The sequence below is a fragment of the Helicobacter pylori genome (genome assembly GCF_017594925.1).
Classification (GTDB): Bacteria; Campylobacterota; Campylobacteria; order Campylobacterales; family Helicobacteraceae; genus Helicobacter; species Helicobacter pylori_DP.
The window spans coordinates 1-22,241 of sequence record NZ_JAALNT010000008.1; the positions used below are offsets into that span (position 1 = coordinate 1).

Annotated in this window: 17 protein-coding genes, 1 tRNA gene and 4 pseudogenes; 8 read left to right on the forward strand and 14 right to left on the reverse strand. The window is 38.7% G+C overall.

Annotated features, from left to right (window positions below; translation table 11 throughout):
- From G6069_RS04115 to G6069_RS04175, 11 genes and pseudogenes are all read right to left on the reverse strand, one after another.
- Positions 1-735: pseudogene (locus tag G6069_RS04115) on the reverse strand (SabA family sialic acid-binding adhesin); the annotation flags it as partial.
- 235 nt (positions 736-970) lie between these two features.
- The gene (locus G6069_RS04120) at positions 971-1,888 is read right to left on the reverse strand and encodes an outer membrane beta-barrel protein (RefSeq protein WP_197293466.1); all 918 of its coding nucleotides are present in this window, start codon (positions 1,886-1,888) and stop codon (positions 971-973) included.
- Positions 1,858-2,844, reverse strand: a complete 987-nt coding sequence (locus tag G6069_RS04125; protein ID WP_197293467.1) for a tRNA dihydrouridine synthase — start codon at positions 2,842-2,844, stop codon at positions 1,858-1,860. The genes G6069_RS04120 and G6069_RS04125 overlap by 31 nt, the downstream gene beginning before the upstream one ends.
- Before the next feature lie 90 nt (positions 2,845-2,934).
- The gene (gene tilS / locus G6069_RS04130; RefSeq protein WP_197293468.1) at positions 2,935-3,951 is read right to left on the reverse strand and encodes a tRNA lysidine(34) synthetase TilS; all 1,017 of its coding nucleotides are present in this window, start codon (positions 3,949-3,951) and stop codon (positions 2,935-2,937) included.
- A 35-nt stretch (positions 3,952-3,986) separates the two neighbouring features.
- A pseudogene (locus G6069_RS04135) lies at positions 3,987-5,055 on the reverse strand (HP0729 family protein).
- Between the two features lie 9 nt (positions 5,056-5,064).
- Positions 5,065-5,316 carry a hypothetical protein gene (locus tag G6069_RS04140; RefSeq protein ID WP_331459018.1) on the reverse strand — a complete coding sequence of 84 codons (252 nt, stop codon included), beginning with the start codon at positions 5,314-5,316 and terminating at the stop codon, positions 5,065-5,067.
- A gap of 163 nt (positions 5,317-5,479) precedes the next feature.
- Positions 5,480-7,173 (reverse strand): annotated as a pseudogene (locus G6069_RS07970) (LeoA/HP0731 family dynamin-like GTPase).
- Positions 7,163-9,010, reverse strand: a complete 1,848-nt coding sequence (locus G6069_RS04160; protein ID WP_197293472.1) for a GTPase — start codon at positions 9,008-9,010, stop codon at positions 7,163-7,165. The pseudogene G6069_RS07970 and the gene G6069_RS04160 overlap by 11 nt, the downstream one beginning before the upstream one ends.
- Positions 9,011-9,119: 109 nt before the next feature.
- On the reverse strand, positions 9,120-10,439 hold the full coding sequence (gene rimO, locus G6069_RS04165) for a 30S ribosomal protein S12 methylthiotransferase RimO (RefSeq protein ID WP_197293473.1): 1,320 nt from the start codon (positions 10,437-10,439) through the stop codon (positions 9,120-9,122).
- A gap of 1 nt (position 10,440) precedes the next feature.
- The gene (locus tag G6069_RS04170) at positions 10,441-10,902 is read right to left on the reverse strand and encodes a phosphoribosyltransferase (RefSeq protein WP_197293474.1); all 462 of its coding nucleotides are present in this window, start codon (positions 10,900-10,902) and stop codon (positions 10,441-10,443) included.
- Between the two features lie 8 nt (positions 10,903-10,910).
- Positions 10,911-12,020 carry a pyridoxal-phosphate-dependent aminotransferase family protein gene (locus G6069_RS04175; RefSeq protein WP_197293475.1) on the reverse strand — a complete coding sequence of 370 codons (1,110 nt, stop codon included), beginning with the start codon at positions 12,018-12,020 and terminating at the stop codon, positions 10,911-10,913.
- Between the two features lie 146 nt (positions 12,021-12,166).
- On the opposite strand from G6069_RS04175, the gene G6069_RS04180 reads away from it, so the two are divergent.
- The 6 genes from G6069_RS04180 to G6069_RS04205 all read left to right on the forward strand — a co-directional run bounded on the left by G6069_RS04180 (position 12,167) and on the right by G6069_RS04205 (position 17,473).
- Positions 12,167-12,643 carry a phosphatidylglycerophosphatase A family protein gene (locus tag G6069_RS04180; protein WP_000357110.1) on the forward strand — a complete coding sequence of 159 codons (477 nt, stop codon included), beginning with the start codon at positions 12,167-12,169 and terminating at the stop codon, positions 12,641-12,643.
- 77 nt (positions 12,644-12,720) lie between these two features.
- Positions 12,721-13,764 carry a D-alanine--D-alanine ligase gene (locus G6069_RS04185; protein WP_197293500.1) on the forward strand — a complete coding sequence of 348 codons (1,044 nt, stop codon included), beginning with the start codon at positions 12,721-12,723 and terminating at the stop codon, positions 13,762-13,764.
- Positions 13,764-14,489, forward strand: a complete 726-nt coding sequence (gene estV / locus G6069_RS04190) for a lipase EstV (RefSeq protein ID WP_120952999.1) — start codon at positions 13,764-13,766, stop codon at positions 14,487-14,489. The genes G6069_RS04185 and estV overlap by 1 nt, the downstream gene beginning before the upstream one ends.
- The gene (locus G6069_RS04195) at positions 14,476-15,957 is read left to right on the forward strand and encodes a Mur ligase family protein (RefSeq protein ID WP_197293476.1); all 1,482 of its coding nucleotides are present in this window, start codon (positions 14,476-14,478) and stop codon (positions 15,955-15,957) included. The genes estV and G6069_RS04195 overlap by 14 nt, the downstream gene beginning before the upstream one ends.
- A gap of 9 nt (positions 15,958-15,966) precedes the next feature.
- Positions 15,967-16,452, forward strand: a complete 486-nt coding sequence (locus G6069_RS04200) for an HIT family protein (RefSeq protein WP_165520882.1) — start codon at positions 15,967-15,969, stop codon at positions 16,450-16,452.
- A gap of 64 nt (positions 16,453-16,516) precedes the next feature.
- Positions 16,517-17,473, forward strand: coding sequence for a ribose-phosphate pyrophosphokinase (locus G6069_RS04205; RefSeq protein ID WP_000647424.1), 957 nt, complete (start codon positions 16,517-16,519; stop codon positions 17,471-17,473).
- A gap of 25 nt (positions 17,474-17,498) precedes the next feature.
- On the opposite strand, the gene G6069_RS04210 is transcribed toward G6069_RS04205, so the two are convergent.
- The 3 genes and pseudogenes from G6069_RS04210 to G6069_RS04220 all read right to left on the reverse strand — a co-directional run bounded on the left by G6069_RS04210 (position 17,499) and on the right by G6069_RS04220 (position 19,907).
- Positions 17,499-17,575 (reverse strand) — tRNA-Ile (locus G6069_RS04210).
- Entirely contained in the window at positions 17,537-18,682 is a 1,146-nt protein-coding gene (locus G6069_RS04215; protein WP_080247132.1) for an FtsW/RodA/SpoVE family cell cycle protein, read from the reverse strand. Before G6069_RS04215 ends, G6069_RS04210 begins: the two co-directional genes overlap by 39 nt.
- A gap of 22 nt (positions 18,683-18,704) precedes the next feature.
- Positions 18,705-19,907: pseudogene (locus G6069_RS04220) on the reverse strand (GTPase).
- 133 nt (positions 19,908-20,040) lie between these two features.
- Here G6069_RS04220 and G6069_RS04225 point away from each other — a divergent pair.
- Together G6069_RS04225 and G6069_RS04230 are read left to right on the forward strand one after the other, a co-directional pair.
- Positions 20,041-21,024 (forward strand): RluA family pseudouridine synthase, encoded by a 984-nt coding sequence (locus G6069_RS04225; protein ID WP_197293477.1) that lies wholly within the window; start codon positions 20,041-20,043, stop codon positions 21,022-21,024.
- A complete protein-coding gene (locus G6069_RS04230; protein WP_197293501.1) occupies positions 20,987-22,234 on the forward strand; it encodes a fibronectin type III domain-containing protein in 1,248 nt (415 codons plus the stop codon). Before G6069_RS04225 ends, G6069_RS04230 begins: the two co-directional genes overlap by 38 nt.
- The last annotated feature ends 7 nt before the right edge of the window (positions 22,235-22,241 follow it).

Here is a 22,241-nt window from a genome sequence, read left to right on the forward strand (position 1 = left end):
CGTTGGGTAGCCAGTGGATTCGATAGCACTGGGTGCGTTTGAAACACCACTGATGACGATATTTTTCCACATCATAGCAGTCCTAGTGTTTGCAATTAAATCCATAAGCTGTTGCGCCAAGTTAAGAGCGTCGCTTACGGTTGAGCTTGGCGAGTTTGAACCTTCTGTTGTGGCGCATCCGGATAAAGCGCAAAGATTGTTGCTTTTAGTGGCAGAGTTTGTTTGGGCTGCTTGGAGTCTTTCAGCAAGTTCTTTCATCTTGTCGTAAGTGGTTTGATCCATAGCGCAGTTTTCAATTCCTGAGCAGTTTTTGATAATCGTTGAAAAAGGAGGGTTACCTTGGACATTAGCTCGTCCACTATCCTTATTACCCACAAAAAAAGTCAAGTAGTTCCCCGCATAAAGACTCCAAAAACCCAATACCGAAGTGATAACGGCTTGCACGGCGTTAAAGATGGGCGATTGGGTGGTGCTGTTGTAGTTGTTGTTGGTAAAGCTTTTTAAATAGTTTAAAGAGCTATTGACCAGCTCAATGTTGTTGGCGTTTTGAATGCTTTGCTTCAACGAAGCCACTTGATTCAAATACTGGCTCAATTGTTCGTATTTGTCGTTCAAGTTTTTCAATTCACCGGTGTTTTTGACCATTTGCACCGCTTCGCCGATTTGATAGCCGGCGCTCACAAAAAAGCCGTTGTCTTCAGCGTTTAAAAGCGATGAAGCGAGAGAGAGAGAGTAAAAATCGTTTTTTCATAAAATGTTCCTTAAAGTAATGTTTTTGTTGTAAGAATATCATGAAGTGATAATATATTTACAATGAACCTAATTTTACTATAAATTGATTGGATTTCAAAAAAAAAAAAAAAAAGATTTTGGAGTATTTTAATCTATTTATCTTTGAAGCGTTGATTTTTGTAACGATAAAATCATCTTTTGAATTTTATAAGCAATATTTAATGAGAACGAAGCCACACTAAAACAAGAACGCGTAGCTCACAAAAACTTCTCTATTCCTAAAAACGCTGAAGTTTTGTCGGATCGTTTGTTGCTGCCACACATTGCTAGCGCCAAAATTTCTCCAACTTTGCGCGCTCAAGCTGTAATAAGGGATTTTTAGCCCCACATTGAAGCGGTTGTGCTTGCCTATATACAAAGAGCCTCCAAAATTCACAAAAAACCCCCCACCCGCTGCAAAAAATTTATCATCTTGTTGCGTGTTTTGATTTTGATAACTAGGACTCCATAAGATTGCGTATTCCACCCCACCCCCACCAAACACGCCTATTTTAAAAAACAGCATTTTTTCTGTTTTTAAAGCGAGTTTTAAAAGGGTGTCTATAGGGAGGTTAACAAACATGTTCACGTTCAAACCAAACGCCATGAAATGCCCGTTATCAAAAAGGAAGTTTTGAGGGCTTGGGGTTTTTTGCAAATTCAAAGAGCCTTGAGCGTTTGAAGCAATATCGTAGGTTTTAATCGCGCTTGGGTTGTAATTGGCTTGGGATAAAAGGGTGTTACCCCCCACTTTTTGACCTAATTGCGCTTTAGCGTATTCTACATCCCCCCACACCCTTAAGCCTAAAATATGGTATTTATCAAAAGCTATTTCATCGCCTATTTGCCCGGTATAAGACAAATTTTTACCCCCCTGATAATTGGCTTCTAATTTCTCACCATAACACACGCTGCTAGGGCAAGTGGGGTTGTCTTTATAGGCTTTTTGCCACATGCTTGTGTGCACATTAGCCCCTGTGCCTAGCCTAAAACCCAAATAAATGTGGTTTTTCGTTTTAAAAAAAGGCGTTTTTTCAGTAGCATTGCCCCACAAAACCCCCAAACTCGCTAAAAAAATGAACGCTTTCAAACGCTTTTTTGATTCAATTCTACCCATAATGGCACTTCACTTTGCAACATTTCTTGATTAAAAAATTCCTCTATGCTCTCTCGCATGCTCTTTATTTCTGTAAGGGTATTGACGCAGTTGCGAAACGCGCTCGCTTGCATCTCGCCCTTAGCGTAAGCATGCAAATTTTTCCTAAACATCACTACCCCCCTATCCCCATAAAACTCCACCATTTTATCAAAATGTTCTAAAACCAGGTCTTTTTTCACGACTGCGGGTAATTTTGTGGTGTTGTTTCTGATTTGCCAAAATATCCATGGGGCTCTTAAGGCTGCTCGCCCTATCATTAGCCCATCCGCTTGCGTGATTTGCAAGACTTCAAAGGCTTTTTTCACGCTGTCAATTTCGCCATTGGCTATCACCGGCTTTTTTAAAATCTTTTTCATTAAAGCGATGCTTTCATAATCTATTTTGTCTTTTTGGTATTTGTCGCTTCGTGTCCTCCCATGCACCACCACATAATCCACCGGTGCATCATTTAAGGCATGAGCGATTTCTTGGGGGATTTTCTTTTCAAAGCCTAAACGCACTTTCACGCTTGTGATTTTTTTATTAGTGTTTTCTCTGATGATTTTTAAAAGCTTCACCAAGTGGTCTAAATCCTTCAATAGTCCGCTCCCGTTACCATGATTAGCCACTTTAGGGGCAGGACAACCGCAATTAAAATCAATCCCACTCACATGATCTAAAGCGTTGATTTTCTCCACCGCTTCCTTGACTACGCCCTCTTTAGAGCCTGAAATTTGCGCCATGAAATGATCTTCTAAAGGGGATTTTTCTAACATTTTAGAAGTTTTATCAAACGCATACACCAACGAATGCGAACTCACCATTTCGCTTGTGGTAACGTCCACGCCAAATTTTTTCACCACGCTTCTAAAAGGCAAGTCCGTATAGCCTGCTAGAGGGGCTAGAAAAAGCCATTTTTTATTCTTAAAGTCCATCCGCTCCCATATCAAAGTTTTTGCTGTATTTTGACACAATCAAGGTTAAAAAGCGCTTTAAAATTAGCGCTTGATTAAAATGAAGCTTTTTTATAGATTGATTAAACTCTGTTTAAAACGGGTTAAAAAATCATGCGTTGGTTGTTTTAAAAACTCTGCGTATAAAACAGGCCTTAAGCGTTTAGGGATATTCAACCGCCTAGCCCTGTCTTTAAAATCCTTTGGCATGCTTAAAGTTTTTGGGGGTTTAAGAGCGATAAATACATGCTCTTTATCGCTTTCAATGATGAATTTTTGAGCGATTTCTAGGCTAAAAAAATGGCGTTTGATTTCTTCTTTTTGAGAAAAGCTCAACACATACCCCTTCTGCTTTAAGATTTTATCCACCATAAACAGCGCGTTTTGCGAATGCTTGAAAAAAGTGATCCCATGCCTTTGTGAAACAATCATCAAAGGATAAAGCCGCTCTTTTTCTTGATCCAAAAATTTAAAACTTTGGATAATGCCCTTAGAATAATCTTGCATCAAGGAGTTAGCGTAATGTTTCCTGAAAAAATTGCGTTTGAATTTTAAAGAAGAATTAGAATCATCTTCAAAAAATTTATGATCTTTAGCGAGCGTTTTAAGGGTGTCTTTAGGGGTGTAGAGCAAGGGGCGAACGATCGCATAAGATTCTCTTTTTTCATAAACTTGAAAGCTTAAAAGCGTGTTTAGTCCGGCTCCCTTGCTTAATTGCATCAAAAACCATTCCAGCCTGTCATTCAAGTGGTGCGCTAAAATCAAATGCTTGTAAGAATGCTCTTTTGTTAGGGTTTCAAAAAAATCATAACGGATCTTTCTCGCTTGCATTTCAAAATTGCGCGCGATTTTTGGGGCGTAATGGATATAGCATTTTTTATGGTGTGTTTGGGCAAGTTTTTGAGCGTGCTGAATAATTTCAAGGCGTTGTTTTTGCGTGTTATAATCCACTAAAGCGATGTCAAAAGCGATGTTTTCTCCAACTAAGAGATGAAACAAGCAAGTGGAATCCAACCCACCTGAAAAACCCAATAAATTTTTCCCCTCTCTTAAAGGCTCTAAATAAGTTTTAAAATCTCGCGCTATCAAATCGTTGCTAAACGCATGCTGAATGGGTTGCGCTTTTATGAAGTTTCCTTGTGGGTTAAAATGCCTTTGAGTAAGCTTGCACTTTCTATGCCTAAAATTTCATTCCTGAGTTTTTCCACTTCATTCAAACCTGGAGCTTTTTGATGGACGGCTTCGTTGCGGATCTCTTGAATGAGGCTTAGGCTTCTTGAAAAAGGATAATTGATGAATCTATTTAAGTTTTCTTCTAAATGGCATTGGATTTTTTCGTGTTTGAGTAAAAATTTAATGCTCCCAAGATTGGGCTTTTGAGTGAAAAAATCTTTAAGTATAAGAGTTCTTCCTTGGACTTCATAAACTAAATCATAAAGGCTGGGATCGTTTTTACAAGCCTTTAAAAGAACTTGTTTAGCAAAAGTATAAATTTCGTATTCTAAGGTTTTGGAGTATTTGACGATGATGCTGGTAAAATCATTCAAAAGATCGTTTTCGCTTTGTAAAAGCTCTAATTCGGCATGGATGATGTTATTGATGCTGTCAGGGTGTAAGAGGTAAAAAAGCCTTTTGCCAAAAACAAAACGCATGAAATTTTCTTGCATCATTAAATATTCTTTGCTTTTATACACGCTCAGATAATGCTTTTCATCGCCTAAAAAATAAGAACGCTCTTCTTTTAGCTTCACCGGCAAAGGATAGACATAATTATTCCCATAAATGGCGTAAGTGTGGTTGTTTGGGGCGATAAAATTGGCTAAAAATTGATCCCTTAAAAGGCTGAAGTCTTCCCTGACTAATTCCCTTAAATCGCTAATAATAAAAAAGTCTTCCACTTCCAAATTTTTTTCTTTATATATAGCTAGGGATCAAACTCTCATCAATCTCTTTAGAAACTTTTATCACCTTAGCGGCAAATAAATTAGCGTAATCGGTCAAAAAAAGCTGCAAAAAATTTTTTTCGTTGGTGGCTTTGTAAATCTCTTCTAAAGAGTCGTGCTTTTCTTGATCGTTGAGCTTTGATCGGATTTTACCAAAGCCCACTTGGGATTTTTCCTGTAAAACGCTTAAATGTTGTTGGATCACATCTTTTTGATAATAAGGGTTATAAAGGATTAAAAGATGGTTCATGCCTTGAGTTTATTTTAGGATTTCTTTGAGATTTTGCTTGATCTCGTCAGGATTTTGTTCGTATTCTTGGATGAGATCTTTTAAAATTTCAAACAATTCGTTAAAATCTTGCGGGTGCTCTTTCTTAAACTTCACTACCAAATCCAAAGCTTCACAAGCGTTATTCAATGGATCTTTATCGTCATTGAAAGCGTTTTTTATATCCCAAATCATATTGGCAATGCGAGTGCTTTGCCCAGGGCTTGAAATGCGTTTGCATATAAAGCCTTTGAATGCGTTGGCAAGCTTAAAAGATGCGCAAATTTTAGAAAACATCGCCTTTCCTTATTGAAAGATTTAAAATACCGCTTGTTGGATTAGTCCGTTTCAAGCTCAGCCAAAAAGCCTTTTTGATGCGTTTTTGAAATTCTAGCACAATTTCAGTTCATTCCTCTTCAGGCTCAACATCTATGAAATCTTCGCCCTTAATAAAATCTTCGCCAGTTTGAATCTATTTTTCCAGTCCTTGAGCGCACTCTTGCGTTTTTTTAATATTTTCTTCGCATGCTTGAATGCATTTTTCTAGTTCAAACACGCTCGGAAAACATGTTTGTTTGAATTTGGCTTCATCATTGATGAGAGCTAAAATTTCTTGTTTTTGTCCGTCAAAATGGGATTTCATTTCTTCTTTAGCTTTTTCAAGTTTTTCTATTTTTTGGCTTTCTTTCCAAGAATCCCACACTTCAAAAGCAAGACCAATAAACGGTAAACCTTTGTTTATGCTGCCTGCCAAGTTTACAGCGCCCCAAGGTTTGAATTTCAAAGCCAAATCTATGCCCACAAATTTTCCCGTAGCCACTAGCGCGTCTCTAGCCAGTTTGATTTAAAAAATTGATTCCAATTTTCCCCAATGTTCCGGCATGTTTTTCAAAAAAATTCAAATCGGCATTAAAACCCGTTTCAATTTTAGCCAATTCATTGAATATCCCTTGCGTTTCTCTTTCAAATGCATTTTGGACTCTTGTTTCTATATTGAGGCCTTCATCGCCTATTTCTCTCATAGCGAAATCATTAAAGGTTTCTAGACTAGTGCCAGAAACTTGAAGGATGAGATCGCTGAAATACCTTATTATAAATTCTCTTAAATGAATGCGGGCTTGAGAAATTTCTTTATTTAAATCTTGAATTTCCTTTCGCCTTTTTTCAATCATTCTATTCAAATATTCCATTTCTCTATTAATATCTTGCAACGCTTGTTTTGCAAGCGGCATTTGCCTATAGACCACATCTTGAATGACGCTTTTTTTGGTTTCTTCTATGATGGTTAATTTCCCGCCATTTTCTTTAATCTTTTTTTGAGTCGCGTCTTGCAAGGCTTTGATGTGTGAGAGTTTTTGAAACTCTTCTTTATGCTTTAGCCAGTGTTCCACCCCCAAATCAAAAGGGTTTGCCGCAACAGCAACAATAATCAAACCCTCTTTTTCTTTTTCGCTTAAAGAAATGAGATCATTCAGTCGGTTTTGAATGTTTTCTTTTTTGATTTTAAATCTTTTGTTGTAATCTTCTTCATCTTCAATATCCGCTTCTTCATCAAAACGGCTGATGACAAATATCGTCCTGGATAAAAGATTGAGCGTCCTAAACAACCAGTTCAAATCGTCCTTATGGCTTTCTTTGATGGGGTTTGACGGGTTGAGCGCGTATAAAATGAGATGGGCTTCGCTGACATATTTTTTGGTAATATCTTTATAGCGTTCTATTTTTGTTTTTGTCGCTATCGTGTGTTTTCACTTTAAACCCGAATAGTCCCGGGGTGTCAACCAGCTCAATTTCATCGTCTATGTGATAGACTTTAACTTCATCGCTGGATTCTTTGTGGTCTATCTTCATGTTCTCATCTAGCCGATCGATCCAAGCTGCCGCTATGGATGTTTTCCCACAAGAAAAACCTCCCACTAAAGCCACTTTCAGTTTTTGACCAGAAACATCTTTCATCACATTACGGATCTTGTCTTTGAGAGACTCTTCAACCTTGATGCCGTATTCTTCCCCAGTATGGACAAAATCAAGTAATTTTTTAAGAATTTCTTGATTCCTCTTTTGGTTTCTTTTAAATTGTTCTAGCGTTTCATTCTTCATTGCATGCTCCTTGTTTTGATGTGGTTTTGATGCGATCAGCTAAGCACCATAAGTCTTCGCCGGCTTTTATTAGCCCTTCCCTCATGCGCTCGTAACGAACAACGAGATTAAGACTGGCTTTTAAATTCTCAATCATTTCAGATGCGCCTTTTTTGCCACTTTTAATTTGGTTTCTCACATCTTTTGTAATTTTTTCACAAGCTTTATCTAAATTCTTATCCACTTCTTTTCTTTGTTGGGATTTTTTATAGTCTGAATCAAAAAAACTCCACACTGATTTAACTATCCCCACAAATGCTAAACCCACTCCTGCAATTAGCACAAACTCACCCACTATAGGCGTTATTAAAAGCAACACCAAACCTCCTATTGAAGCCAATAAGCCCATTGTATCAATGCCGCTATCAATATTAAAATTAGGATTAAGACTAAAATTATTAATACCGATGCGTTCTGTAATCGCTAGAGAATCTTTAACTCTTTCTTCAAATTGTTCAATATCTTTTTTTATCTCTTCAACAAATCGTTCCTTGCATTCATTAGAACGCCGTTTTATGTTTTCACCCGATTTTTCCATGCCTTTTTGGAGTTCATGTTTAAATATTGTTTTAAGTTCATCATTTTCAATGTCGTCATCAATGCGTGCATGCATTTCTTCTCTAAAATCAGATTTGAATCGCTCTATTTCTATGAATACTGAATTGGTTAAATTTAATATATATTTTTCTTTAGAACGATCCAAATTAAAGCGAGCTTCTTGCTGGTGTTCTTGTGTTTCTTTAATCCCTGGATCGATCTGTTTTTCAATCGTAATTTCTATCGCTTTTTGCAATTGTTCTATCGCTTTTAAGGCTTTGTTGCAGTTGGATTCTATGATTTTTTTGCGTGAGTTTTCAAGAAGCGCTTCGGTTATAAATCCACCTAATTGTTGGAAACGGGATTTATACAATAACCATTCTTCCGCTTTAAAAAAATCTAAAAATTTTTGTTTGTTTTTGTAAAAATCACTTTCTGGCAGCAACGCCGATGCAAGACCATAGAAAGCCATTTGGGCGCTGACTATTTGATGCCCCATGTAGTGTTTGCCTAAAATGTTTTTCATTTCTTTATTTAAAATTTTTAAGCTTTCTTTTTCGCTTTCATCAATAAGCCCATCTTTGAAAGCTCTTGGGTTGTTAATCGGTTTGTTAAAAATCGCCCATACCTCTGTTTGCGAATCAAGCTGTCTTTGGATTTTTTCAATCGTCCCTTCTTTTCTCTCTTCTCCTTTTTGCGGAGGGGTGGGCTTTTTGGTAACATAAAAAATAGCATGGGCTTTTTGTGTAGCGTTAGAAATTTGCTGAATAACTTTTTTTTCGTCGCCTTCTATCCCTGGAACATCCAGCAAAGTAAAGGTTTTGTTGTTGTGTTTGAGGGTGTAAGATTTGGTTTCTGTAGTGAAATCGCTCCTCCCATCGCCTATGATCGCTCCATCTTGGAATTTTTCTAGCTCCAAAAGAGCATGCCCGCTACCTCTATGATTTTTCTCTGCATAGAGCCGCTTGAATCGTTCTTGTTGAACTACTTTACTTTGTTCTTTAAAAAACAGCCTCAAGCATTCAATGAGGGTTGATTTCCCCGCACCGGTTTCCCCATAAAAGGCAATGGTAAAATTTTCCCACTCTTCATTATTTTTTAAACTTTCAAGCTCTTTTAAACTTTCAAATTCTAATTTTTGAAACACCTCCAACGCTTCTTGGTTGAATCGCTTTAGTTTTTCATCTTTGTCATCAGTGTTTTTAAAAATATTTTGGAGATTTTCAATACTGGCTTTCACATTAAGATAAATGTTTTTCATTTTTGCCCTCATGCCGAATTTTTCTGAAGCATTTTAACAAAAAAAAAAAAACGCAAACCCCCACACTCTAGGTGCGCTCTAGCCGCACTTTTAACCTTATGGCTAACTTTTAAAAAGGGCTTAAAACCTTAGCGAGTAAGATATTGTCTTTAAACGCGCTAGGCACAATTGTATAATGCCCGGGTTGTAAAGGGGTGGTTAAGGCGCTGTCATTGATTAAAATTTCCCCATCCACTTCAGGCGCCCATCTCAAATCCCTTGCTTTGTAAAAATACTCGCCCTCTTTATTTTCCACTAACGCCTTAATGGGCTTATTCAATAAAGCCTTAAAAGAATGGTTTTGGTGTTTTAAAGCGATTTTATTCAAGGCTTTGATGCGGGCGTTGATGATTTTTTTAGGCACTTTTTCTAAAGAATAGGCATGCGTGTTTTCTTCCGCACTGAAAGCAAAAATATTCAATCTGTCAAACTGGAACTCGTCTAAAAACGCACTCAATTCTTCAAATTCGCCCTCATTTTCTTCTGGATGCCCTACAATGATCGTGCTTCTTATAAAGCTTTCTTTAACCTGTTTCATAGCATCTAAAAGCCTTAAATGGTGCGCTTGGCTGGAGTTGCGCCGCATCTTTTTAAGCATGGAATCACTGATGTGCTGGATGGGCATGTCAAAATAATTTTGAAAAATAAGCGAGTCTTCAATCGCGCCAATCAGCTCTAAAGTGGTGCTAGAGGGGTAGAGGTATAAAATACGCGCGCTCTTTAAGGCTTGCTGTTTGTCAATCGCCTTAATAAGCTGGATCAAGCCGTCTTTTTGCCCCTTATCGTATAAAAATGAGCTAGAATCTTGAGCGATAAAAGTCATATCCTTATAGCCTTTAAAGGCTAGATCCTCCACTTCTTTTAAAATGGAGTCTAATTCCCTGCTTTGCAATTTCCCCTTAAAGCTAGGGATAGCGCAAAAAGAGCATTTTTGGTTACAGCCCTCAGAAATTTTCACATACGCATGCACGCTCGATCCCGTGATGATGCGCGCGTTATAATGCTCGCTTAAAAACACTTGCTCGCTGAACTGGTTTTGTTTTTTAGCGATTAAAATATCAATCTTGTCATAATCCCCCACGCCGGTAAAAATATCCACTTCAGGGATTAGCTCTTTGATTTCATCTTTATAGCGCTCGCTCAAGCACCCGCTCGCAATCAAAATCGCCCCCTCTTTTTTGTCTTTGGCGGCGTTGAGAATGGTTTGGATACTCTCTTGTTTAGCGCTTTCAATAAAACCGCAAGTGTTGATCAAAATCACATCAGCGCTCTTAGCGTCATTAGTGAGCGTGTAGTTATAAAGCTTGCCTAACATCACTTCTGAATCCACCAAGTTTTTAGAGCAACCTAATGAGATCAAGCAGAGTTGTTTGTTTTCTTTAACTTGCATGTCAGTGGCTTTTCAAGTTTTTCAAATCCACTTCCCAAAAGAAATCAATCCATTCAGGAGCGTCTTTTAAAAACGCATCGGCTTTGTATTTCGCGCTTGTCTTTTGGAACAAACTCGCGCTATAAAACTTTTTATCAGGGTGTTTGTCTTGCAACACTTTAAGCACCGCTTCTAAAGAATTACCGCTATCTACGATTTCATCTACTACTAAAATGGTTTTTAGACGCTCTTTAATCGTGGGGATATTTTCAATTTTTAGGGCGTTTTGTCGGTGGGTGGTGTCATAAGAAATCGCATTGATGCCATAAACTTCCCTTAAATCCCAGTGCAAACTCAAAAAATGCGTCAAGGTCATGCCCCCTCGCATCACGCACACAAGGGCTTCTGGGATACCGCAAAGGCACTCCACTTGTTTAGCTAATGCTAGGCTGTCTTTTAAAAAGGCTTCATAAGAATAATGCATTGTGATCCTTAAATTTCATAATATTGCTTCAAAAAAGTTGCGTTCGCCGTGCCGTCAAATTCCCTTAAATCCAAATCGTTTAAGGCTAACTCTAGGGCGTTTAAGGCGTAGGCGGTTTTATAGACAGGAATGATCCCCATGTGGTTGATGCGAATGAGTATATCTTTATAAGGCTCTTGACCGCCCGCAAATTGCACCTGGTATTTTTCTTTCAAAAGGTTTTTTAATTCTTTGGCATGCTCATTAACAATCGTTGTCATGCTCAAGCTCGGGCTTTTAGGGAAAATCTTTAAACCGAGCGCTAAAACGGCTTTTTGAGTGGCTAAAGCGGCTCTTTTAGTCTCTTGATAGAGCGCTTCAAAGCCTCCTAAATTCTGCACCAATTCAAAATAGCGTTGCAACCCTAAAGTGTGTAAAATAGGAGCGGTGTAGCTTGTGGTGTTGTTTTTTTGGTTTTTCAATTCGCTCTTTAAATTGAAATAAAACCCCACATCGCGTTCTTCTATGCGATCAATGGCTTTTTGGCTCAATGCGACTAGGCTCATCGCAGGAGGCAGCATGAACGCTTTTTGACTCCCTCCAATGAGCGCATCAACATGCGTTATTTCTAAAGGCTCAACCCCTAAAGCGGTGATCGCATCTACAATCACAAAAACATTCGGGTTAGTTTCTTTGATCGCTTGAGCGATTTTTTCTACAGGGTGTCGTAACCCCCCACTAGACTCGCATGCTTGAATGCAAAACGCATCAATATTAGGGTTGGCTTTAAGCGCGTTTAATATTTCATCCACTTGAGCGGGCGTGTCCCATTCATAGACTAATTCATGGGCTTTGATAAAGTGGGCTTTAGCGATCTTGCCAAACCTTTCGCCAAACTTACCCGCATTAACAAAAAGCAACTCTTTTTGACACAAGGAAATCACACTCGCTTCCATAGCCCCTGTCCCGCTGCTGCTTAGAAGCAAAATCTCTTCTAAACCGGTCATTTTTTTCAAATTTTCCCGCACGCTTTGGAAAATCTTTTCAAAATCTTTGGTGCGGTGGTGGGGCATTGGCTGAGAAAAGCTTGAGCGCATCTCTTCATTAATGGCTACAGGGCCTGGAGTGAAAAGCAACATTAAAATTAACCTTTAATTTTTGAGAGAATTTAAAAGTTATCATACTAAAACGCGCTTAAAATTAAGCCTTATTGTTCAATAAATTCGCTTTTTAATGCAAATAAAATGCTAAAATGCCATGATTTAAAAAGAATTTAAGGCAATGATTGGATAAATTTGGTTGGCGTGCGTGTTTTCTAACCCTTTTTTTTAGCGGGTATTCTAAAAAAGCTCCTGGAACGATAGGGAGTTTGGTGGCGTTGTTATTAGGCTTACCCATTTTAGCTTTTTCGGCTAACACTTTGTTTTTAGGGGCGATTTTTGTTGGGCTTATCGCTATTACTCAAATAGACAAGGAAGAAGAAGAGAGTAAGAGGCATGACAGCTCTTACATTGTGATAGACGAATTAGTGGGCATGTGGCTTGCAATGGCGATTAGTGGGCTATCGTTAGCGGGTGTGGTTTTGAGTTTTATCTTTTTTAGGATCTATGATATCACTAAACCCTCACTCATTGGCAAAATAGACAAAGAAGTTAAAGGGGGTTTAGGGGTTGTGGCTGATGACGCATTAGCGGGTGTTTTAGCCGGCTTGAGCGCGTTATTAGTCATCCATATTTTAGGATTTTTTAACATTAAACTTTAATTTTAAGAAAATTCAAAAGCCTTTTTTTAGGTAAATGTAGATAGACTTTATTGCAATCGTTTTTAGGGAGTTTGATCGTGGAGTTTTGCGTTTTATTTGGTGGGGCGAGTTTTGAGCATGAAATCAGCATTGTGAGCGCGATCGCGCTTAAAGAAGTGTTAAAGGATAGGATTAAATATTTTATTTTTTTAGATGAAAACCATCATTTTTATTTGATTGAAGCATCTAACATGCATTCAAAATACTTCGCTCAAATCAAAGAAAAAAAATTATCTCCCTTGATGCTCACGCATAATGGTTTGCTCAAAAACTCGTTCTTAGGCGCTAAGATAATAGAACTGCCTTTAGTGATCAATCTTGTGCATGGGGGCGATGGCGAAGACGGGAAATTAGCGAGCTTGTTAGAATTTTATCGTATCGCTTTTATAGGCCCTAGGATTGAAGCGAGCGTGCTGAGTTATAACAAATATTTAACCAAGCTTTACGCCAAAGACTTAGGAATAAAGGCTTTAGATTATGTTCTTTTGAATGAAAAAAACCGCGCTAACGCCCTGGATTTGATTGGGTTTAATTTCCCTTTCATTGTCAAACCCAGTAACGCCGGAAGTTCTTTAGGGGTGAATGTTGTGAAAGAAGAAAAAGAATTGGTTTATGCTTTAGACAGCGCGTTTGAATATTCTAAAGAAGTTTTAATAGAGCCTTTCATTCAAGGCGTGAAAGAATACAATTTAGCCGGCTGTAAGATCAAAAAGGATTTTTGTTTTTCTTATGTGGAAGAGCCTAGCAAACAAGAATTTTTAGATTTCAAACAAAAATATTTGGATTTTTCACGCAATAAAGCCCCTAAAGCGAACCTTTCTAACGCCCTAGAAGAACAACTAAAAGAGAATTTTAAAAAACTCTATAACGATTTGTTTGATGGTGCAATCATTCGTTGCGATTTTTTTGTCATAGAAAATGAAGTGTATCTTAATGAGATCAACCCCATTCCTGGCAGTTTGGCCAATTATTTGTTCGATGATTTTAAAACAACGCTAGAAAATTTAGCGCAATCATTACCCAAAACCCCTAAAATCCAAATCAAAAACTCTTATTTGTTGCAAATCCAAAAGAATAAGTAATGGCCAAACGCAGTATCGCTTATTTGGATAGCGTTTTTGACATTTCCTACACTTTTACAGACCACCATAGCCCTTTAAACGCCTTGTTTTTGCATGGTTGGGGGAGTTCTAAAGAAATCATGCAACAAGCGTTTCAAGGCTGTTTTTTAAATTATAATCATTTGTATGTGGATTTGCCCGGCTTCAATCAAAGCCCTAACGATGAAAAAGTCTTAGAAACTAAAGATTATGCTAATATCATTAATTTATTCTTAAAAAGCGTGGGTAAAAAAGCGCATGTCGTTTTTGGGCATAGCTTTGGAGGGAAAGTAGCGATCTTGTGTGAAAACGAACGGATGGTTTTATTGAGCAGCGCGGGGATCTTAGAGCCAAAACCCTTAAAAGTGCGTTGTAAAATCCTTTTAGCTAAAATCTTTAAAAAATTAGGCTTGAATTTAGGGTTTTTGAGGAGTAAGGACGCTATGGGGCTTAATCAAGTGATGTATGAAACCTTTAAAAAAGTAATTAGCGAAGACTTTAGCGATCATTTCAAACGATGCGAGAAAGAAGTTTTATTATTTTGGGGTAAAGATGATAAAGCAACCCCCTTAAGCTCCGCTCAAAAAATGCAAACCTTATTGAAAAGAAGCGCGTTATTCGTTTTAGAAGGGGATCATTTCTTTTTTTTAAACCAAGCAAAAGAGATTGAAAAACTAGTGGAGAATTATCATCATGCAAAGTCTTAGTTGGCTGAATTTAGCGTTTCGTTGGCTCTTTATAACAGGGCTTGGCTATTATATAATGACTTTATTGCAATGGTATCATTACAGCGTGTTTAGGATCTTAACTAAGCACCACAAAATGCGTTGGCATGGGATTTATTTTTTATTGCCTTTAGGGGTGTTTATCCTATCGTATGCTTTCAAAATGCCGTTTGTTTTTGATTTCTTTTGCGGCGTTATTCAAATGCCCATGCTCATTGTTTGGGCCAAACGTAACGACAAGCCTTTAGTTTTCACGCCAAGAGTAAAGCGCTTTTTTATTTTCTTATTGCTATTTTTAATCTTGCATGAAATCTTAAATACAGAATTAGTCCCTTTGAATGGGATTTCACTCGCGCTAGGCTATTTGTGTTTGTTTGTATTCGTTTTAAGCGCTTCTTTAATCTTTGAAAAAGTCTTATCCAAGCAGTATTTGCAAACCGCTAAAGACAAAATCGCCTCTTTAAAGAATTTAAAAGTCATCGCCATTACCGGAAGTTTTGGGAAAACCAGCACCAAAAATTTCTTGCATCAAATCTTACAAACCCAATTCAACGCGCATGCAAGCCCTAAAAGTGTCAACACCCTTTTAGGCATTGCGAACGATATTAACCAGAATTTAGACGATAGGAGTGAAATTTATATCGCTGAAGCCGGGGCAAGGAATAAGGGCGATATTAAAGAAATCACCCGTCTCATTGAACCGCACCTTGCCGTGGTCGCAGAAGTGGGCGAACAGCATTTAGAATATTTTAAAACTTTAGAAAATATTTGCGAGACTAAAGCGGAATTATTGGATTCCAAACGCTTAGAAAAAGCCTTTTGTTACTCTGTGGAAAAAATCAAACCCTATGCCCCTAAAGATAGCCCTTTAATAGATGTTTCTAGCCTGGTTAAAAACATCCAATCCACTTTAAAAGGCACTTCTTTTGAAACGCTTATCAATGGTGTTTGGGAAAGCTTTGAAACGAAGGTTTTAGGCAGATTTAACGCTTATAATATCGCTTCAGCCATTTTAATCGCTAAGCATCTAGGCTTAGAGACAGAAAGGATCAAACGGCTTGTTTTGGAACTCAACCCTATTGCCCATCGTTTGCAACTTTTGGAAGTGAATCAAAAAATCATCATAGACGATAGCTTTAATGGGAATTTAAAGGGCATGTTAGAGGGCATTCGTTTAGCGAGTTTGCATCAAGGGCGTAAAGTCATCGTAACACCGGGATTAGTGGAAAGCAATGTGGAAAGTAATGAGGCTTTAGCGCAAAAAATAGATGGGGTTTTTGATGTCGCTATCATCACAGGGGAGTTGAATTCCAAAACGATTGCTTCCCAATTGAAAACCCCCCAAAAAATCTTACTCAAGGATAAGGCGCAATTGGAAAATATCTTACAAGCCACCACGATTCAAGGCGATTTGATTTTATTTGCTAATGACGCCCCCAATTACATTTAGGAAATGAACATGCAACATTTATACGCTCCTTGGCGCGAAAGTTATTTGAAAGAGAAAAATAAGAGTTGTGTCTTTTGCGAGATTTCTCAAAACCCCACAAAAGATCCAGAAAACAGAGTGCTTTATAGAAATAGCGATCTCTTTGTGGTGATGAACGCCTACCCTTATAACCCGGGGCATTTGTTGATCATTCCCCATGCGCATCAAGCGAGCGTGGAACTTTTAGATCTGAATACTTGGCTCAACATAAATGCATTAGTGCCTAAAGTGTTAAAAGCATTGTATGCTTATGGCGCTCAAGGGATCAATTTAGGTTTGAATTTGCACAGAAACGCCGGAGCAGGGATTCCTGAGCATTTGCACATGCATTTAGTGCCTAGGTTTTTAGGCGATAGCAATTTTATGAGCGTTATCGCTCAAACTAGGGTGTGCGGGATGGATCTTAATGAAACCTATTTTGCGTTAAAAAACTTATTAGAAAAGGAGCTTCATTGAAAACAAACGCTTTTAGTTTGGGTGCGCTACAATTGATTTTAATTCATTTTAGGGAGTGTCAGCGATGAAGGCGCGTGGGTTTAAGGCAAAGATGCGTGGGTTTAAGATTTTTTCAGGGAGCGCTCACCCTGCATTTGGCAAAGAAGTGTCAAAGCATTTAGGCTTTCCCTTATCCAAAGCGGTGATAGGGAAATTCAGCGATGGCGAAATCAATATCCAAATCAGCGAATCGGTGCGCGGTAAGGATATTTTTATTATCCAGCCCACTTGCGTGCCGGTCAATGACAATTTAATGGAATTGTTAGTCATGGTAGATGCTTTAAGGCGCAGTTCGGCCAATTCTATCACAGCGGTGTTGCCGTATTTTGGCTATGCCAGACAGGACAGAAAAGCGGCTCCACGAGTGCCTATCACGGCTAAAATGGTCGCTAATTTGATGCAAGAAGTGGGGATTGAAAGGATCATTACGATGGATTTGCATGCCGGGCAAATCCAAGGCTTTTTTGATGTGCCGGTGGATAATTTATACGGATCTATCGTCTTTAGAGACTATATCCGCTCTAAAGCGTTAAAAAACCCTGTGATCGCTAGCCCTGATGTGGGTGGGGTTACAAGAGCCAGGTATTTTGCCAATCAAATGGGCTTAGATTTGATCATCGTGGATAAGCGCCGTGAAAAAGCTAATGAAAGCGAAGTGATGAATATTATCGGCTCAGCAAAGGAGCGCGATGTGATTTTAGTGGATGACATGATTGATACCGCAGGCACGATCTGTAAAGCCGCTTTGGCCTTAAAAGAACAGGGGGCAACTTCTGTCATGGCGTTAGGCACGCATGCGGTTTTGAGCGGGAATGCGATCAAGCGCATTAAAGAAAGCGCGTTAGATGAAGTGGTGGTAACTAACTCTATCCCTTTAGTTCAAAAATGCGATAAAATCACCACTTTAAGCGTAGCGTCCTTATTTGCAGAAGTGATCAGAAGGATTTATCATAACGAAAGCGTCCAATCGCTTTTCACTTAAAAAGGGAGAGATAAAAAAGGGGGAGTGGTGGATTCTGTAGGACTTGAACCTACGACCAATCGGTTATGAGCCGAGCGCTCTGACCAGCTGAGCTAAGAATCCAAAATTCCCAAAAGATGGTTTGCTATTGTATCCAAAAATATAGCGAAAAGCAAGCAGGTTTTCTAAGATCCCAAATAGGATCATAAAAGTGATAAAACTGCTCCCCCCATAGCTGAATAATGGCAAGGGAATCCCCACCACAGGGGCTAACCCTAAAGTCATGGCGATATTCACGCTGGAATAAACAAAGATTAAAATAGAAATCCCAAGGGCTACAATCTTTAAAAACCAATCGCTGTTGCTCTCAAACATGTAAAAGAACAAATGCAAACTCAAGCCTATATAAATCGCAAAAAGCAACATAGCCCCTAAAAACCCAAAACGCTCCACGAAGTAAGCGAAGATAAAATCGCTCGTTGCGATAGGCAAGAATTTGAATTTGGTTTGCGTGCAGGCTTCTTTAGATTTGCCTAAAAACCCGCCCGATCCTATAGCGATAATGGATTGCATGACATGGTAATTAGGCTTTTCAGAAAGGAAGTCTGCGATGCGCTTTTTTTGGTAATCGTGCAAAAAGTGATAAGCGATAGGCGAAGCCACTAAAAGAGCGATAAAAAGAGGGAGCCACACCCTAGTCCTTAAACCCACGATCAATAAAATCCCAAAACCCATGATCAATACAATAAGAGCCGTGCCTAAATCAGGCTGTTTTAAAATCAAAGCCGCCGGTAGGCAAATGTAAAAACTAAGCTTTAAAAACATGCCCCAATCATAGCCCTTAAAAGGGGGTGGGTTTATTTTAATCAAATGCGCCAATAATAAAAGGATAGCGATTTTTACAGGTTCGCTAGGCTGTAAGGTGATAGAGGTAAAGGGAATGACTAGCCATCGCTGTGCCCCAAGCTTGCTTGATCCCATAAAATCCACTAACGCTAATAAAATAACGCACGCCCAATAAAACACAAAGAGCCACCGATCAAGCTTTCTGAAAGGGATAAAAAACACGATCCAAAAGAGAAGAAACCCTATCGCATAATAAACCCCTTGCTTTAAGCTCAAAACCGCGCTGCTCTCAAAAATCAATAAAAAAGAAACCACAAGCAAGGGGATGATAAACACAAAAGGCAAGAGATCAAAATGCATCCAGATTCTTTTGTCTAATGCCATGCGTTTTTCATAACCCCTAATCTTATGGTTTTAATTTTTTGATGGTATCCAAACTGAGATAACTCTCCTTAAAGAGAGATTTTATCGTATCCATTGCAGGCAATTTGACTTCGCCCGTTTCATCATTAAAGCATTTTTCTAACACTTTCAAATACGCAAACCCAATGCCTTCTGTGATAATTACAGCGGTTGCACTCCCTGCAACACTCCCCACAACAGGAATGAATTTAAGGAAACCATTAACGAGCGTTCTCCCCACTTGCGCGACAGCGGTTACGCTTAACAATCCTGCGATCAATGATGCGGCTACAGATTCTTCCAAATCCATTCCAAAAGCGTCATTCATTTTATAAATCATCCCTGCTTGAATGGGCGCGATAGCGAGCGCATCGCTAAAGGGTATGGGGATAAGCCCAGCCGCTCCAGCCGCTCCTGATGCAACATGGATAATGGTTTTACATTCCTCTATCATGGCCTGTTTTCTTTTTTGGATATTAGCTTTTTGAATACTCAAGAAATGCCTTCTCTTATTTTCTTTAGCGTCTGAAAGACATTTTTCTGTTTCAGCTACCAATTCTTCTAAACCTTCAACAGGGACTTTCAACCCCCTAAATGAAAAGGCAACGGAATTGACCCTCACATAGGCTCTGACAAAACCTTTAAATCCCCATTATTCGTCTATGATTTCTTTAGATCTTTGGACGAATGTATCATACCTTTTGGCTGTGTTTGTGAAAACGACAATCGTTGGGATATTCCAATTTTTAGCGAAGCTTAATAGCTCTCTCTCTTGAACCCTAGAAGAAGTCTCCTTAACGCACAAATACGCCACATCAATGGCTTCTTTTTCATCAAGCGTTTTAAAAGAATCTTCCATTTCTTTTTTAAGGCTTTCTATGGTATTTTGATAATCATCAGCTTCAATGCCTTTAGTGTCCCAAAAAACCAAGCCTTTCTGTTCATCAATGTATTTTTCAAGGTGCTGAGTGATAGGCTTTCCTACGCCTGCTTTAGCGATTTCTTTACCAAAGAGAGCGTTAATGAGCGAGCTTTTACCCACCCCAGTAGCCCCCATGAGCAAAACATTCATCTTTGGTTTTTCTTTTTTGATGTGTTCAAGCATCTTGCTCATGTTCAATCCTCCCTCTTTCCCATCAAGCGTGAATGAGTTGCCTAAAAAACCACGCAAAATGCCGTTCAGTTTATCATGCCCGTTATGTTCCATTAGAACCCCTTTTAAAATGATTTGAGCCACACAATGTTGGTGCACCGATTATAGCGTATTCAAATAATGAAATAGGATTTTTTTAAGGTTTTGAGTAGAATAATGGTTTTTAAAAATGCAAAAAAGAGTTTGGATGCAAAAAGTTTTCATCGCCCCTACCCATTACAAACGCATTGATGAATTTTTAGCCAAAGAATTGCAAATTTCTAAAAATCAGGTATTGAATTTGATTAAAGAGGGGTTAGTGTTTTGTCAAAAAAAGGAGGTCAAAAAAGGGGGGCTAGCCTTAAAAGAGGGTGATACAATCACGCTTTTAACGCCCCAAATCACGCCCAAACCTTTAAAAAAAGAGCTTGATTTAGAAATAGAAGTCATTTTTGAAGATGAAGACTTGTTGGTGTTAAATAAGCCCCCTAATCTAGTCGTCCATAAAGCCCCCAGCGTGAAAGAGCCTACTTTAGTGGATTGGTTAAAATCTCAAAATTACGAGCTTTCTAATCTGGGCTTAAAAGAACGCTATGGGATTGTGCATCGTTTGGATAAGGACACGAGCGGAGGGATTGTCATCGCTAAAAACAATTTTACCCATGTTCATTTGAGCGAGCAGCTCAAAACCAAAATGATGGGGCGCTATTATATCGCCTTGCTTTCAACGCCCTTAAAAGAAGAAAAAATGAGCGTGGAATGCTATTTGACAAGAAACCCCAATAACCGCTTAAAAATGATAGCGCTCAAAGCGGCTAAAAAAGAAAAAAGCCGCTATTCTAAAAGCGAATTTACTAGCTTGCTGACTTCTCAAAATGGCATGGATTTGATAGGGGCTAAACTATTCACTGGGCGCACGCACCAGATCAGAGCGCATTTAGAATATTTGAACAGACACATCATAGGCGATAATCTTTATGGGCTTAATGGGGCGCTTTTTAAAGAAGAAATAAGAATCATGCTGCATGCCTATTTGATAGAGTTCAAACACCCCAGAAGCGAGCAAAAACTGCGCTTTAAAGTTCCCCTATTAAAGGATATGTTAGAATATCTTAAAAGAGTTTTTGACAAGGAGAATTTAGATGAGGTCTTGGATGAAGAAAAAATACTTCACGCTTTTATTGCAAAGTAGTGTGGTATTAGCGGTTTTTATAGGGTGTTCTTCTACCAGGAATCATACTTTTTCAGCCCTTAATAATCAAGAAAATATAGATACTAATCTTCCGGTAGTCCATTCTATTAAAACCATTAACGATGTGAGTTCAGTGGGTTTTGAATGGCCTAAAATCGCTGATACTTATGATATTGATGGGTTTATTTTGTATCGTTTGAAAAAAGACTCCAAGCTTAAAAGAATCGCCACAATTAAAAACCCTTATGCGACCCACTATTATGATGAGGGGCTAGAAACAGAGAGTTCTTACACTTACCAACTCGCTACTTACAAGGGCGATAAAATCTCTAACCTTTCAGACCCCATTCTAGTAAAAACCTCTTTTATCAATCCTGTAGAAAGCGTGTTTGCAAGCCTTGAATACCCTAAAAGCGTGAAAGTCTTTTGGAGCCCGCACCCAAATCCCAGCGTTTCTAAATACATCATTCAAAGACAGAATAAAGACGGCAAATTTTTAAATGTAGGGGCTGTAAAAAACCGCTTGTTTGTGGAGTTTTTTGATAAAGATTTAGAAGATGGGCAAAAATACCGCTACCGAGTCATCGCCGAAAATTTCATGGGGGATAAATCCAGGCCTAGCGTGATAGTGGAGGGGAAAACCAAAGACTTACCCAAAGAAATCACTAATGTTAGAGTGAGCCAAAATCTCACACGACACATTGAATTGAGTTGGGATAAATCCAGCCAAGAAGATGTGATAGCTTATCGCATTTACGCTTCCAATAACCGCAACGACAAATACAAATTCATCGCTCAAACCACTAACACTTCCTATGTGGATAAAATAGAAAAAGACAACCTCACTCGTTATTATAAAGTCGTCGCCCTTGATAAAACGCATCTTGAAGGGGCATTACCCAAAGAGCCTGCCATGGGTGAGACCGCTGACAGGCCCGAAGCTCCTATCATCACTAAAGGGACTATTCAAGATTCTTCAGCTTTCATTCAATGGGAAAATAACCCAAGCGCTAAAATAGCCACTTATGCGGTGTATCGTTTTGAAGCCAATTCTAAAACCCCTTTGCGTTTTGGGAATATCACCAAAAACCAATTCGTGGATAAGGACATGAAAGTGGGCGTGGCTTATCGTTATCAAGTGGTGAGCGTGGATAAAGATGGTTTAGAGTCGCACCCAAGCAAAGAAGTGCGCTTATTTTTAGAGCGCTAAAAGGGTT